The sequence below is a fragment of the Nocardiopsis ganjiahuensis DSM 45031 genome (genome assembly GCF_000341085.1).
In the GTDB taxonomy this organism is placed as follows: Bacteria; Actinomycetota; Actinomycetes; order Streptosporangiales; family Streptosporangiaceae; genus Nocardiopsis; species Nocardiopsis ganjiahuensis.
In genome coordinates this window covers 172,427-186,258 of the sequence record NZ_ANBA01000015.1, presented here as the reverse complement: position 1 = coordinate 186,258, position 13,832 = coordinate 172,427, and the positions used below count along the sequence as shown (strand labels likewise).

The window sequence follows — 13,832 nt, the reverse complement described above, 5'->3', positions numbered from 1 at the left end:
GGTCCGGGGCCTGAGGGAGCGGCGCGGATGGGCCGTCACCGCACAGGAGATCGGCGCGTGCGCGGTCACAGTGCCTCCTTCGGGGCGGGACAGTGCTCCGCCCCGTACTCCAGGGCGGCCAGGGTCAGCCCGACCACCTCCGACCGGTGCTCCTCCACCGCGGCGGCGTCGACGAGGGTGCGCAGCGCCCCGGGCACCAGCGTGGCCAGCGCCCCCTCCACCGCGGTCTCGCCCAGCCGGTCGCGCAGCCCGCCGACCACCCCGGGCCAGCGGGACTCCAGCACGGCGCCGTTGGCCACCGCGGTGTGCCAGACCGAGGCCAGGTGCGGACGCGGGACCAGGTCCCCCAGCGAACCCCCTTCGGTGCGGGCGGTCAGCGCGGCGGCCAGCCCCGCCTCCTCGGCTCCCCACGTCGCCAGGGCCTCGGCCAGGGGCAGGTGCGCCTCCGGTACGTCGCGGTCCAGGTCGATCAGGGAGGCCGCCCCGGTGGTCCAGTTCAGGTGGGGCAGCGGGCGCGGCGGTTCCAGGACCGAGGTGTCGGTCCCGGGCGGCGGTTCCGGGGCGAAGCACACCGATCTTCGCGCTCCGTGCCCGGAGTTGCCGACCAGGCTGGGCAGCTCCTCGTGCTCCACCGGGTTGGGTACCGCCACCAGGGCGGGCGTCCCGGTGCGCCGGACGAACCGCAGCACCTCGCGGTCGTCGGGCTCCCCCTCCACCGCCTCCTCCGCGAGGAACCGGCCCAGTGCCGCGGACAGCTCCGAGGGCAGGGCCAGGGCCACCGTGGGCACGTAGGGGTTGACCACCGGGACCGCTCCGGCACCGGTGAACACCGCCCAGCGGGCCAGCGTGGCGGTGCGCGAACCCCACTCGACGAAGAACGACACCGCCGCCTCCGGGTGGGCGGCCAGGTACCGTTCCACGGTCCCGGCGAAACCCTCGGCCAGCCGGGCGTCGTCCTGAAGGACCAGGTGGTGCGTGGTCTCGTGCCGCGCGGCCGCACCGAACGCCACCCGGGCGCTGCGCAGCGCGGTGGGCGGACCGTCCGGCTCGGGGTCCAGGGCCAGGCCGGTCAGGGGGAGGCCGGTGCTCTCGGCGACCCTTCCGGCCGCGTCGGCCCGGGCGGGGTGGCACATCACGGAGGCGGACACACGGATGCTCTGGGAGCGCTGGGGGGTGTGCATGCTCTCCATTCTAGGTTTTCCGGCGCCGCGAAACCGGTTGTCCACAGGATTGCCGCGAGGTCGGCGGACCTCCCGGCCCGGGTTCTCCTGCCGGACCCGGGCGGGAGCGGGTCACCCGTCGATCAGTCCGGCCTCGTAGGCGATCAGAGCGGTCCGGACCCGGTTGCCCTCGCCCAACCGGTCCCGGATCGCCTCCAGGTGTGTCTTCACGGTGCTGTCGGACAGCCCGAGCTCCCGCGCGATCCCCGCGTTGGTCAGTCCCGCTCCCACCAGGGACAGCACCTCGCGCTGCCGGACGCTGAGCGCGGCCACCCGCTGCCGGGCCCGGGCGGCGGGGCCTCGGCGCGGGAACCGATCAGGTCCACGACCCGGCGTGCCACCTTCGGCGACAGGAAAGCCCCGCCCTCGGCGGCCGCGCGCACCCCGGTCAGCAGTTCCTCGGGGTCGCCGGTCTTGAGCAGGAAACCGCTCACGCCGTCGTCGAGAGCGGCGCTCACGTAGGCGTCCTCGTCGAAGAGGGTGAGCATGACCACCGCCGTCTCCGGGTGGGACCGCCGGATCCGCGCCGCCGCGTCCAGGCCGTCTCCGCCGGGCATGCGCACGTCCAGCAGGACCACGTCGGGCAGCAGCCGGCCCACCAACCGGACCGCCTCCGGGCCGTCGCCCGCCTCGCCGACCACCTCGATGTCGCCCTGCGCCGTCACCACCGCACGCACCCCGGCGCGCACCAGTGCCTCGTCGTCGGCCACCACAACCCGGATCATCGAACCTCCTCGCCCCCGATGACGCTACCGCTGCGGCCGACGCGCCGACGGGGGTCGGCCGAAAGTCAGGTGCGCCGACCTCCTTCACCCGATGCGGACCCGGAGCCGCGCTCCGTAGCGTCGCTTCCATGCGACACCTCCCAGACCTGCCTGCCCCGCCCGGCCCCGAGTGCTCCGAAACCGCCGCGGGCTCCGGCGCCCCGGCGCGTCCCACCGTGATCGTCGCCTCGCTGGCCGCGATCGTGGCGGTGGCGGTCCTGGCCGTGCCCTCGGCCGCTGCCGCCGCGGCCGCCGCATCGCCGGTCGCCGCGGCCGAAGCCGCCGACTCCACCTCCGCCGATTCGGCCCGGGCCGGGGGAACCGCTCCACCGGCACCGGATTCCGCCGCCGTCGACGAACTGGCCCGGGAACACCTCGACGCCGCCGGTGTCTCCGGGCTCACGGTCACCGTCGTGCGCGAGGGGGAGGTGGTTCACGCCGAGGGCTACGGCCACAACCCCGACGGCGCGGACGTCACCGGTGCCACCCCGGTGCCCGTCGCCTCGCTGAGCAAGTCCATGACGGCGGCGTCGATCCTGCGCCTCGCGGAGGAGGGGGAGCTCTCCCTGGACGATCCCGTCCGCGACCACCTGCCCGGCTACCGGCCGGTGGACGACCGGGCCGAACGGATCACCGTTCGCCAGCTGCTCGACCAGACCTCCGGGCTCGGCTCGTACGGCCTGGTCAGCCCCGACCGGCAGCGGATCGGTTCCAAGGAGGAGGCGCTGGAGGTGCTCTCCGGCATGGAGCTCACCTCCGATCCCGGCGAGCGGCACACGTACTTCGGCGGCAACTACTGGCTGGCCGCCGCTCTCGCGGAGGAGGTCACCGGGCTGGAACGCGGCGATCAGATGGACGAGAACGTGTTCGGGCCGCTGGGCATGGACGACACCGGGACCGCTCAGGACCCGGACAGGGCCGGTCCCGGCGGGGCGGCCTCCGGATACGGCGGGCTGCTCGGCACCGGGATCGCCCGCGGCGGGTTCGGTGACTACTCCGCGGGCACGGGGGACGTGGTCACGACCGCGGAGGACCTGGGCCGCTTCCTGGCGCCCTTCACCTCAGGGGGCCTCGCCGCGGACGGTACCCGGTTCCTCGGCGAGGAGTCCGTCGACGCCGCGCTCACCGCGTCCGCGCCCGAGGGGGTGTACGCCCTCGGGTGGCGCGAGCGGTCCGATCCGGACGACGGGCCGCCCCGCGTGACCCACGACGGCGCCGGCTTCAACCACCTCGCCCACCAGGGAATCCACCTGGAGCGGGGATACGCCGTCGCGGTCACCGCCAACACCATGCTCCTCCTCGACCCCACCTTCACCCTCGCCATGGCGGTCATGGACCTGGTGACGGGGGAGGAACCCCCGCCGCCCGGCCGGAACAACCTGTGGGTCGACCTGGGGGTGTCGGCGCTGCTCCTGCTCTCGGTGGGACTCGGTGTCCGCCGCTGGACCACCGCGTCCGAGTGGGCCGAGCGGGTCAGGGAGCGCGGCAGCCTGCGAGCCGCGCTCGGGCTGGTTCCGCGCTTGCTGCCGCTGGCCCTCGTTCTGGGCTTCGCCCTGGTCATCGCGCTCAACGGAGCGCACCCCCGCAGCCTGATGCTGTGGTTCATGTGGCCGATGCTCGGGCTGTGGGGCCTGGTCGCGACCCTGTCCCAGACCTCGACCGTCCTCGTGCGGCTCCACCGCCTGCGCCGGTCCGCACCCGGCTCCGGGTCCCGCCCGGCCGCCGGCCCGGGAGCGGTCACCAGCCCAGGAGGGACGACAGGGAGTACAGCGCCGCGCTGAGGGCGACCAGAGTGACCGACGTGCGCACCAGGTCGCGGACCAGGCTCCGCTCGGCCTCCCGCACCCGCTCCGGCGGCAGCGGTGCGAGCGGCTCCGCGGCTTCGGATCCCTGCGACGGCGTGAGCCCTCCGGCAGCCGGGGCCGCGGGCTCTCCGGCAGCCGGTTCCCCGGACCCGCCGGAGGTCGGGGCCCCGGGGCGCTCCTCCACCGGGCCCCCGTCGGCGGCCCGGACGGCGGGTGGAATGGACCGGTGGGGGACCGCGGCCGCCACGGAGAAACCGCCCCCTTCGTCCGGTCCGGCCCGGAACCGCCCGCCCACCAACCGCAGGCGCTCGCCCAGGGCCTCCAGACCGACCCCCGAACCCGGCGCCGCCGCACCGGCTCCGGGAGGTTCACCGTTGGCCACGAGCACCTCGGTCTCCGTCTCGGAGCTGGTCACCCGAACGGTCACCGAGGAGCCCGGAGCGTGTTTGGCGGCGTTGGTGAGTGCCTCACGGACCACCCGCGAGACCGTGCTCCGAACCAGGGGCGGAGCGTCCGTGCCGGTGGCGTCCAGGGTGACCCGCATCCCCGCTTCGGCGGACCGCCGGACCAGTACTTCCACGTCCGCGGCCTCGCCGCCGTCGACCTCGGACTCCTCCCGCAGGACCGTCACCACCTCGCGCAGCCGTTCGGCGGCGGTCGCCGCGCCCTGCCGGAGTTCGGCGGCCGCGGAGCGCACCTGCTCGGGGGTGAGATCGGTGCGGACCTGCAGTGCCCCCGCACGCAGCGCGATCAACCCCAGTTCGTGTCCGAGGGAGTCGTGCATGTCGTGCGCGATGCGGGCCCGTTCCCGGCGGCGGGTCTCCTCCAGCGCGCCCAGGCGTGCGCGTTCCTGGAGCTCCCGGTACCGCCGCCATCCGGCGCCCGCCGCCAACGGCAGGAGGATGGTCAGCGGTATCTGCGCGATGGCGTTGAAATGCGCCGCTCCCGCAAGGACCAGGGCCGTACCGGCGGCCAGCATGGCGGCACCGGACAGGATCAGTGCGGGTGAGGGGCGCAGCCCGCGCTGACCGACCCGCAGAGCCGTGTAGAGGGCGGGAGCCGACGCCGAGGGGGTCCACAGGAGGATCGCGAACGCCGCGACCAGGGCGGTGCGGGGGAACCGCTGGTTCAGTGCGAGGGGCACGGCCAGGGCGGCCACCAGCAGGACCGTGCCCCACCGCGGCAGGTCGGATGCCAGCGTGACTGACAGCGTCAGCAGCAGCGCGACGCCGACGTCCATCGCCGGCCAGAACCGGATTCTCGTGCGGAGCACCGTTCGCCCCTCCCCTCGCGGACCGCGAGTCTAACCGCGGGACGCCCGAGGCACCCCGGACACCCCGGACGCCCGGGACCGGCACAAGAAGGAACCGCCCCCGTCCCGGAACCGCGGGACGGGGGCGGTCGACGACGCCCGGCAGGCGGGGTCAGCTCGTGGGCTGCTGGTGCTGGCCGGCCCCCCGGCCGGTCTCCTGCCCCTGCTCCGGGGCCCGGGTGGGGCGGGGAGCGGCAGCGGGCCGTTCGTGTGCGGCCCGGTATCCGGCGCGGTAGCTGCCCTCGGCGGAGTCCTCGCTCTCACCGCGGATCGCGGCGGGCCAACCCGCGGTGAGGCCGTAGATGACCAGGATGTCGATGGCGATGACCACCACCGACCACAGCGGCATGGCGATGAGGAAGGCCAGCTGGGCGATGGCGTTCAGGGAGGCCAGGACGACGGCGAAGACCCGGGCCCAGGTGCTGCCGGACAGGACCGACAGACCGGCGATGACCAGGACCGCACCCCACAGCCCCAGCAGGACGCCCCAGCCCCCGTAGTCCAGGACGAGCATCTGGGAGCCGGTGGCAACGAAGTATTCGGGGGTGAACATCGCCGCGACGCCCTGGATGATGTTGATCGCGCCGGTGACGATGAGCAACGTCGAGACGAAGTACTGCCAACCGTTGGCCTGTGTCCGCATGGGTGCTCCTTTACCGGTCGCCCGGTGGACTCTGGGGTCCGACGGGGGGCGACCCCTCGGGTTTACACGAGCATTGGGGCCGAAGGCCGCATCCTCATCATCGGACAAATGGTGTAACGGTGACGGAATCGGTTCTTCCGGATCGGGCAAAGCTCGTGCGTGAGCACTGATTCTCGGGACTATCGGCTCTCCGGACCCTCGGAACCGCACGCCTTCCGGTTCTCGGAGCTACCAGGCCACCGGTCCCTCACGATCGATGAACGTCCCGGACGGGGCGTGCGCCGGCAGCGACGCCGCGGCCAGGATCGGCGCGACCGCCTGCTCGGGAGTGAGCGGCGCCTGGCCCTTGTTGCCCGGGGTGAGCTCGGTCTGTACGAAACCGGGGCAGACGGAGGTCACCTTGACGGGCGTCCCGGCGAGCTGATTGGCCAGGCTGACGGTGATGCTGTTCAGAGCGGCCTTCGAGCTCCGGTAGGCGGGCACGGCCGTCCCGTGGTACGGCGATTCGGGGTCGCCGTGGTCGGTCAGGGAGCCCATCCTCGAGGAGACGTTCACGACCCTCCCGGCCCCGGAAGCGCGCAGCAGCGGCAGGAACGCCTCGATGACCGCCACGGGCCCGAACACGTTGGTGCGGAAGGTCGCCTCGAACAGTTCGACACCGGCGAACTCGCGCTGTTCGGCGTCGGTGGCCTCGGGCAGGATCCCGGCGTTGTTCACCAGAACGTCGATGTGGTCGCCCCACTGCCCGACCTGCTCGGCCGCGGCCCGGGCGCTGGCGGGCGAGTCCACGTCGAGCCGTACGAACCGGGCGGAGTGGCCCTCGGCGTTGAGTTTCTCGGCCGCGGTCCGGGCGGCCGCCTCGTCGCGTGCGGCGATGACGACGGTGTCTCCGGCCTCCGCCAGCGCTCGGGCGGTGGCGAACCCGAGTCCGCGGTTGGCTCCGGTGACGACACTGGTCCTGGACATCGTGGTGGTCCTTCCGATCTCGGTGCGGCGGCGTGCGCCGCCGGGGGCCGGGTCAGCTCCCGCTTCGGAGTGTGGGCGGTGCGGCGGGCAGGGGGGAGAGACCCGCCGAGGCTGGGATCGGCGGTACCAGGCTCGCGTCCGCGCGGTCCCCGCCCGTCGGGCATCCTGGTGGGATGGATCGAAGCGAGCTGGCGGGGTTCCTGCGGGACCGGCGCGGTCGGGTGCAGCCCGCCGACGTGGGACTGGAGGCCGGGCGCAGGCGCCGGACCCCCGGGCTGCGCCGGGAGGAGGTCGCCTGGCTGGCCGGCATGTCCGTGGACTACTACATCCGGCTCGAGCAGGCGCGCGGGCCGCGTCCCTCGCGGCAGGTGCTCGGCGCGCTGGCCCGGGCGCTGCGGCTGACCGATGACGAACACACCCACCTGCTGCACCTGGCGGGGGAGGCCCCGACCCCGCCCGGTTTGTCACGCGACGTCCCGGCCGGGGTGCTCCACCTGCTGGACCGGCTCGGGGATACTCCCGCGGTGGTGCTCGACGCGAAGTTCGACGTCCTCGCCTGGAACGCGATGGCGGCCGCCCTGTTCACGGACTTCTCGGCGCTCCCTGCCCGCGAACGCAATCTCCTGCGGTGGCACCTGAGCGACGGCGCCTCGGTGACGGACCCCGGCGACGCCGACCGGATCGTCCGCGAGATGGTGGCTGACCTGCGGGCCGCCGCTGGGCGCCACACCGACGACCCCGGTCTGCCCGCACTGGTCGCGGAGCTGGCCGAGCAGAGCGAGCGGTTCGCGCACCTGTGGTCCGACCGCGAGATCAAGGTTCAGCGAAGCAGTGTCCACAGGATGCTCCACCCGGTCGTCGGCCCGCTGGAACTCGACTCCCAGGCCCTGATGGTCTCCTGCGCCGACCAACGGCTCCTGTTCTACACAGCCGCACCCGGCACCCCCTCCCACGACGCTCTCCAACTGCTCCGGGTCGTGGGCGTGCAGAACCTCGATCCCGCATAAACGCTTTTACGTAAAAACGTAGAATCGTGTACCGTGGTCCCGTGCCAGAACCAACCTCAGAACCGACCGCGGAGCAGCGCCTCGCCGCCCTGGAGATCCGGGTCGCCGAACTGGAGCAGCGGGCCCGGGCCGCCGACCCAGCCGACTCCGCCGAGACGGCCTACACCGAGCAGTTCTTCGCCCTGGAAGCGCTCAAGGGCCGCGTCCCCGAAGACGGGGCCGTGGTCTTCGCGGGCGTCGTTCGGGTCCAGGGCAGCCCGGAGCCGGTCCAGTGGCAGTACGGGAAGTCCGTCGACGAGATCGAGAACCTCGACTGGTCCGCGATGGCGGGGAACCTCGACGCGCTCGGCCACCCCGTCCGGCTCAGCCTCCTCCACGCGGTCTGGTCCGGGGTCGGCACCGTCGCCGAACTGAAGGAACGTGAGGAGTTCGGCACCAGCGGTCAGATCTACCACCACATCAACCTGTTGGTCGCGGCGGGCTGGCTCGTCACCCGCAAGCGCGGCCACTACGTCATCCCGGCGGAACGGGTGGTCCCGCTCCTGGTGGTCCTCACCGCCGCGCGGGGCTGAGGGCCCGGGGGAGCGGTGCTGAGCAGTACACGGACCACGGCCGCCGCCTCGATCCTGACCGTCGCCGCGGTCCTCTTCCTCACCCTGTGACCGGTGGCCGGCCGCCTTCTCAGCGAAGGCGGCCGGCCACCGGGCGGGGCGCTCCCGCGGACACTCCTACTGGCCGGTGATCCCGGTCGTGGCCACACTGCTCACGATCTGCCGCTGGAACAGCATGAACACGATGATCATCGGCGCCGCCGCGATCATCGACGCCGCCAGCTGCGAGGCGTAGAACGTCCCGTAGGAGTCCAGGATGTTCGGGATGCCCACGGGCAGCGTCATCAGGGCCGGGTCCGTGGTGACGATGAACGGCCACAGGTAGTTGTTCCAGGCGGAGATGAACACGAAGATCGCGGCCGCGGCGAGGATCGGCCGGGACAGCGGCAGGATGACCGAGGTGAACAGCTTCCAGTACGAGGCCCCGTCCATCCGCGCCGCCTCGTCCAGCTCCTTGGGCACGGCGTCGAAGAAGCGCTTGAGGATGAAGACGATGATCGGCGCGACCAGCTGCGGCAGGATCACCGCGGGGTAGGTGTCGACCAGGTTGAGCGACACCATCTGCTGGAACAGCGGGACGATGAGCAGCTGGGGCGGGACCACGATCGCCGCGACCGTGACGATCATCAGCGCCGCGCGGCCGCGGAAGGCCATCCGGGACATCGCGAAGGCCGCCGGCGCCGCCACCGCGAGGGTGAACACCGTGACCAGCGCCGCGATGAGCAGGCTGTTGAACATCCACATCTGCACGTTGCTCGCGGCGAAGAGGCTGCTGTACTGCTCCAGCGTGAACCCCGACTCGGGGAACAGGGTCAGCGGCAGCGAGATCGCGTCCGACTCCGCCTTGAACGAGGTGGCCAGGCCCCACAGCATGGGCGTCAGCCACAGCACGGTGAGGACGACCAGTGCCGTGAGGGCGGCGATCCGCGGTCCGCGTCCGCCGCCCAGGACCAGGTCGCGCCGCCGGGCGTGCTCACGGGCGAGTTCGGCTCTTCGGGCCGATCTGGCCGACCGGCCTGTCCGACCCGGCCGGTCCGGCCGGATGGTGAGGGTGTCCGTGCTCATGTCAGGCCTTTCTCCGCGTCGTGATCCACAGCTGGACGGCGGCGACGACGAGGACGATCGCCAGGAAGAGGTAGGAGACGGCCGCGCCGAACCCGAACCGGTAGCCGGTGAAACCCACGTCGTAGATGTAGAGCAGCAGTGAGCGGGACGAGTCCCCCGGACCGCCCCCGGTCATCAGGTAGATCTGGTCGAAGACCTTCATCGAGGCCAGCACCTGGAGCAGCACCACGACCACGGTGATCCCGCGCAGCTGGGGGACGGTCACGTACCACAGCCGGGCCCAGGCACCCGCGCCGTCCAGCGCCGCGGCCTCGTACAGGTGGTCGGGGATCGACTGGAGGGCGGCCAGGTACAGCAGGAAGTTGAAGCCGACGGTCCACCACACCGTGGTGAGCGCCACCGACCACAGGGCCACACCGTCGTCGTTCAGCCAGCCCAGCCCTTCCATCCCGAAGGCCCGGAGGACCTGGTTGAACAGGCCGAAGTCGTCGACGTACAGGAACTGCCACACCAGTGCCACGGTGGCGACCGGCAGCAGGAACGGCATGAAGAACGAGAGCCGCCACAGCCACTGGCCGGGCATGCCGGTGTGCACCAGGACCGCCATGGCCAGCGCGACCACGACCAGGGGGACGGTGGTGACGACGGTGAACAGGACGGTGTTGCCCAGGGTCTTCCACACCAGCGGGTCACCGAGTGCCTCGGTGTAGTTGTCCGGCCCGACGAAGGTGCCGCCCGCGCCGTTGAGCGCGGTGTCGGTGAAGCTCATCCACAGGCCGCTGAGCAGGGGCCAGAACAGGAAGAGCGCGTACACCAGCAGGAACGGGAGCAGGAAGCTCAGCGGAGAGTCCGGGACGCGCCGCCACAGGCGCAGCGCGGGACCCGGCCGGGGCTGTGGCGCACGGCTGTCCGCGCGGGTACCGGGGGTGGCAGGGGTGGTGTCGGTGGGTGCGCTCATCAGGAGACCCCCTCCGACGGGTTGATCCGGGCCGCCCAGGAGTCGAGGGAGCGGGCCAGCTGCTCCACCGCCGCCTCCGGGCCCTCGCCGCTGACCGCCGTACGCAGAGACTCGCTCACACTGGAGTGGAACTGCGAACCCGCCCCCGCGAACCACACCTCGGGGTCCAGGACCGGCGTCTCGCCCGCCGACGCGTAGTCGGACTGCGGGGTCAGGGCCTGGTACTCCGCGGACTCCATGACCGGCGAGTACGCGGGGATGTGACCGGCTTCGCCCCAGGTCAGGCTGTTCCGCACCATGAGCGCCACGAACTCGTGGGCGGCGCGCACCCGCTCCGGGTCGGGATCGTTCTGTCGGGGCAGGACGAAGGCGTGCGAGTCGGCGTAGCTGCCGGGGTACTCGAAGACCGTGGGGAACGGCGCCGCGCCCAGGTTCTCGACGTTGTCCAGCAGGTAGGGCAGCTCCCACTCACCGCAGACGAGCATCCCCGCCCGGCCGGAGCTGAAGCCGGCCAGCGCGCTCTGGTAGGTCAGGTCGTTCTCCGAGGTCTGCCCGTCCATGAGCTCGGCGAGGAAGGAGAACACCCGCAGCGCCTCGTCCCTGTCGAGCTCCGCGGGTCCGCCCTGGGGCAGCTTCAGCTCCGCGCCGGTCTGGTTGTACAGCTTCCAGAAGATCCGCCACCCCTGGGAGTCGTCGTTGACGTGCCCGTAGGTGATGCCGCTGCCCCCGGAGACCTCGGCGATCGCGCGTGAGGCCTCCAGGAACTCCTCGGGGGAGTCGAGGGCGCGCAGTTTGCCGTCGGTGTCGAGCAGTCCGGCCCGGTCGGCCATCCCGGTGTCGTAGAAGAGGACGACCGGGTGGGTGTCCAGGGGGATCGCGTAGGTGGAACCGTCGTGGATGCCGCGCTCCCAGAGATCGGGCACGAAGTCCTCGGCGGTGACCCCGAACTCGGCCAGCAGATCCAGGTCGAAGGGGTCGAGCAGCCCGCCGGGGGCGTACCCCGGAAGGCGGGACATGTGCATGACCGCGGTCTCGGGGGCGCGCCCGCCCACGGAGGCCATGGCCAGCTTGGTGTAGTACGGCGGCCCCCAGGCGAGGGTGCTCGGGGTGACGCGCAGGTGCGGCGCCTGATCACGCACCGCGTCGAGCATGGTCTCCAGGCGGGCGCCGTCGCCGCCCTGGAACAGGCTCCAGAAGCGCACCTCGGAGGTGTCGGCGGCGGAGCCGGGAGCACAGCCCAGGGCCGAGGCGCCGAGGGCGAGGGCTCCGGCTCCGAGGAGCATCTGGCGCCGGGTGGGCGGGGACACGGCTCCGGTCGGCGGACCGGAGCCCGCGGACGGCGGGATCGGGGGAGAGGGATGGGGGGACATCGACGACCTCCTTGGTCGTTCCGACGCATGACGGGGAAGCGGGGCCGGGGGAGGGGACCCGGCCCGGGGAGCGCCCCGATCGGACAGCCGGTCAGGGAGCTCGGCCGGTGGAGGGGCTCGGTCAGCCGGGCTGCGGGCCGTCCTTCTCGAAGGCGGCCGTGCGCCGCTGGGCGGCGGCGATGCGGGCGGTGTCGAGCTTCTCGCTCCGGTCGAACCGGTAGACACCGTTGCGTTCCTGGAACACGTCGGTGAGCTGGGTGTAGCAGTAACCGAACATGTGGGGGTCGTCCAGGAGGACCCCGGTCAGGCCCTCGAAACGGGCGTGGAACTCCTCCGGCGTCCGGGGGTCGCTGCCGTAGCCCCACGAATCCCCGCCGCGGTCGGTGTCGGGGTCCCACCGGATGCCGCCGAACTCGCTGCAGAAGTAGGGCTGCCCGCGGTAGGCCGTGGACCAGGCGCTCCCGTCGTCGCCCTTGTTGACGTAGGGGGAGTCCTCCGCCAGCCCGCGCATCTGCTCCCGGAACGCGTCCGGGTCCTGCTCGTAGCTGTGCGAGTCGTAGACGTCGGTCCGGGGCACCCGGTGCGAGTAACCGGAGGCGTCGACCACGGGGCGCGAGGGGTCCAGTGCCTTGGTGGCCAGGAACATCGCCAGGGTCACGTCGTCGAGGGAGGTCGTGCGGTCGTGCAGCCGCTGGAAGGTCTCGTTGAGCGGGCACCAGCCGACGATGCTGGGGTGGGAGTAGTCGCGCTCCACGGCCTCCAGCCACTGGGCCACGTAGGAGGCGTCGGGCCGCTGGTTGTCCAGGGCGGCCGGGCCGTCGGTCGCGCAGCCCCAGTCGCCGAACTCGCCCCACACCAGGTAGCCGAGCCGGTCGGCGTGGTAGAGGAAGCGCTCCTCGAAGACCTTCTGGTGCAGCCGTGCGCCGTTGAAGCCCGCGCGCAGGCCGAGTTCGATGTCGCGCACAAGCGCCGCGTCGTCCGGCGCGGTCATGAGTCCGTCGGGGTAGTAGCCCTGGTCCAGGACGAGCCGTTGGAAGACGCGCTCGCCGTTGATGAGCACGGCCTTGCCCTCGATCGAGACCGACCGCAGCCCCGCGTAGGACTCCGCGCCGTCCACGACCGCGCCCCCGGCGTCGACCAGTTCCAGGCGCAGCGTGTACAGGTGGGGGTCCTGCGTGGACCACGCACGGCGACGGCCCTCGGGGATCATCAGGGTCAGCTGCGGTGCGGTGTCGAGGTCGGCGCGGACCTCGGCGGCCGTGACCTCCCCGTCCCCGTCGCCGAGGACGGCGCGCACCCGCAGCCCCGATCGCGGGCCGGACAGGGGGAGGCGGACGTGGAAGGCCCCGTTGGCGAGGTCGGGTGTGACGCGCGGGCGCCGCAAGTGGGTCTCGGGCACCGGCTCCATCCACACGGTCTGCCAGATCCCGGTGGTGCGCGTGTAGTGGCAGCCGGAGTTGGCGTACCAGGTGGCCTGTTTGCCCCGGGCCTGCGGGCCGTGGCGGGTATCGCGTGCGCGCACGACCACGACGGCCTCCTCACCGGGCTCGGCGACCCCGTGCAGGTCGGCGGTGAAGGGGGTGAACCCGCCCCGGTGGCGCGCCACCTCCACGCCGTTGACCCACACGGTGGTGTCGTGGTCGACCGCCTGGAAGTGCAGCAGCGTGCGCCGACCCGCCCACTCCTGGGGGACGCGTACGGTGCGCCGGTACCAGACCGCCTCCATGAAGTCGGTGTCACCGATACCCGAGAGCTCGGACTCGGGGCAGAAGGGGACCGTGATGGTTCCGGCGAGCTCCGCGTCGCGCAGACCCCGTTCGAGGCCGCTGTCACCGCGGTCGATCTCGAAACCCCAGGAGCCGTTCAGGCACAGCCAGTCGGCCCGGGCGAACTGGGGGCGGGGGTACTCGGGGCGCGGCGGCGCGAAGGGCCCGCTCTCGGACGGTGTGGGTGACTGCATGAGGCTCCCCTCGGTGAAGGCACGGCGGTCAGATGTGTGACCCGCGTCATGTAGGGAACTATGTGAGCATATTTTTACATCGATGTAAATCCCTCCACCGGGGACGGGCGGCCTCCGCCGCCCCGAGGGACAGCGGGCTAGGATGGCGCGG

Annotated in this window: 11 protein-coding genes and 1 pseudogene; 3 read left to right on the top strand and 9 right to left on the bottom strand. The window is 72.4% G+C overall.

Translation table 11 applies throughout. The annotated features are described in order from the left end of the window. Nucleotides 1–65: 65 nt before the first annotated feature. Complete coding sequence (locus D458_RS0122390; protein ID WP_017588972.1) at nt 66–1,190, bottom strand: hypothetical protein; 1,125 nt, start codon at nt 1,188–1,190, stop codon at nt 66–68. A 102-nt stretch (nt 1,191–1,292) separates the two neighbouring features. Beyond that, nucleotides 1,293–1,945, bottom strand: a pseudogene (locus tag D458_RS34010) (response regulator). A gap of 128 nt (nt 1,946–2,073) precedes the next feature. Between D458_RS34010 and D458_RS34945 the strand changes: the two are divergent. After that, a complete protein-coding gene (locus D458_RS34945) occupies nt 2,074–3,765 on the top strand; it encodes a serine hydrolase domain-containing protein (RefSeq protein ID WP_017588970.1) in 1,692 nt (563 codons plus the stop codon). Here the strand turns inward: D458_RS34945 and D458_RS34000 are convergent. From D458_RS34000 to D458_RS0122365, 3 genes are all read right to left on the bottom strand, one after another. Continuing rightward, complete coding sequence (locus D458_RS34000) at nt 3,722–5,062, bottom strand: sensor histidine kinase (protein ID WP_152521210.1); 1,341 nt, start codon at nt 5,060–5,062, stop codon at nt 3,722–3,724. The two genes, D458_RS34945 and D458_RS34000, sit on opposite strands and share 44 nt — an antisense overlap. A gap of 151 nt (nt 5,063–5,213) precedes the next feature. After that, nucleotides 5,214–5,744, bottom strand: coding sequence for a DUF7144 family membrane protein (locus D458_RS0122370; RefSeq protein ID WP_017588969.1), 531 nt, complete (start codon nt 5,742–5,744; stop codon nt 5,214–5,216). Nucleotides 5,745–5,972: 228 nt separating this feature from the next. Continuing rightward, complete coding sequence (locus tag D458_RS0122365; RefSeq protein WP_017588968.1) at nt 5,973–6,710, bottom strand: SDR family oxidoreductase; 738 nt, start codon at nt 6,708–6,710, stop codon at nt 5,973–5,975. 173 nt (nt 6,711–6,883) lie between these two features. On the opposite strand from D458_RS0122365, the gene D458_RS0122360 reads away from it, so the two are divergent. Then, nucleotides 6,884–7,717, top strand: a complete 834-nt coding sequence (locus tag D458_RS0122360) for a helix-turn-helix transcriptional regulator (RefSeq protein ID WP_017588967.1) — start codon at nt 6,884–6,886, stop codon at nt 7,715–7,717. A gap of 26 nt (nt 7,718–7,743) precedes the next feature. Beyond that, nucleotides 7,744–8,289: an ArsR/SmtB family transcription factor gene (locus D458_RS0122355; RefSeq protein WP_017588966.1), complete on the top strand. Its 546-nt coding sequence runs from the start codon at nt 7,744–7,746 to the stop codon at nt 8,287–8,289. 156 nt (nt 8,290–8,445) lie between these two features. On the opposite strand, the gene D458_RS0122350 is transcribed toward D458_RS0122355, so the two are convergent. The 4 genes from D458_RS0122350 to D458_RS0122335 form a co-directional block, all read right to left on the bottom strand. Then, nucleotides 8,446–9,393, bottom strand: coding sequence for a carbohydrate ABC transporter permease (locus tag D458_RS0122350; RefSeq protein WP_017588965.1), 948 nt, complete (start codon nt 9,391–9,393; stop codon nt 8,446–8,448). 1 nt (nt 9,394) lies between these two features. Next, a complete protein-coding gene (locus tag D458_RS0122345) occupies nt 9,395–10,351 on the bottom strand; it encodes a carbohydrate ABC transporter permease (RefSeq protein WP_017588964.1) in 957 nt (318 codons plus the stop codon). Beyond that, the gene (locus tag D458_RS0122340; RefSeq protein WP_017588963.1) at nt 10,351–11,721 is read right to left on the bottom strand and encodes an extracellular solute-binding protein; all 1,371 of its coding nucleotides are present in this window, start codon (nt 11,719–11,721) and stop codon (nt 10,351–10,353) included. Before D458_RS0122340 ends, D458_RS0122345 begins: the two co-directional genes overlap by 1 nt. 121 nt (nt 11,722–11,842) lie before the next feature. Then, the gene (locus D458_RS0122335; RefSeq protein WP_017588962.1) at nt 11,843–13,681 is read right to left on the bottom strand and encodes a glycoside hydrolase family 2 protein; all 1,839 of its coding nucleotides are present in this window, start codon (nt 13,679–13,681) and stop codon (nt 11,843–11,845) included. Between the last annotated feature and the right edge of the window lie 151 nt (nt 13,682–13,832).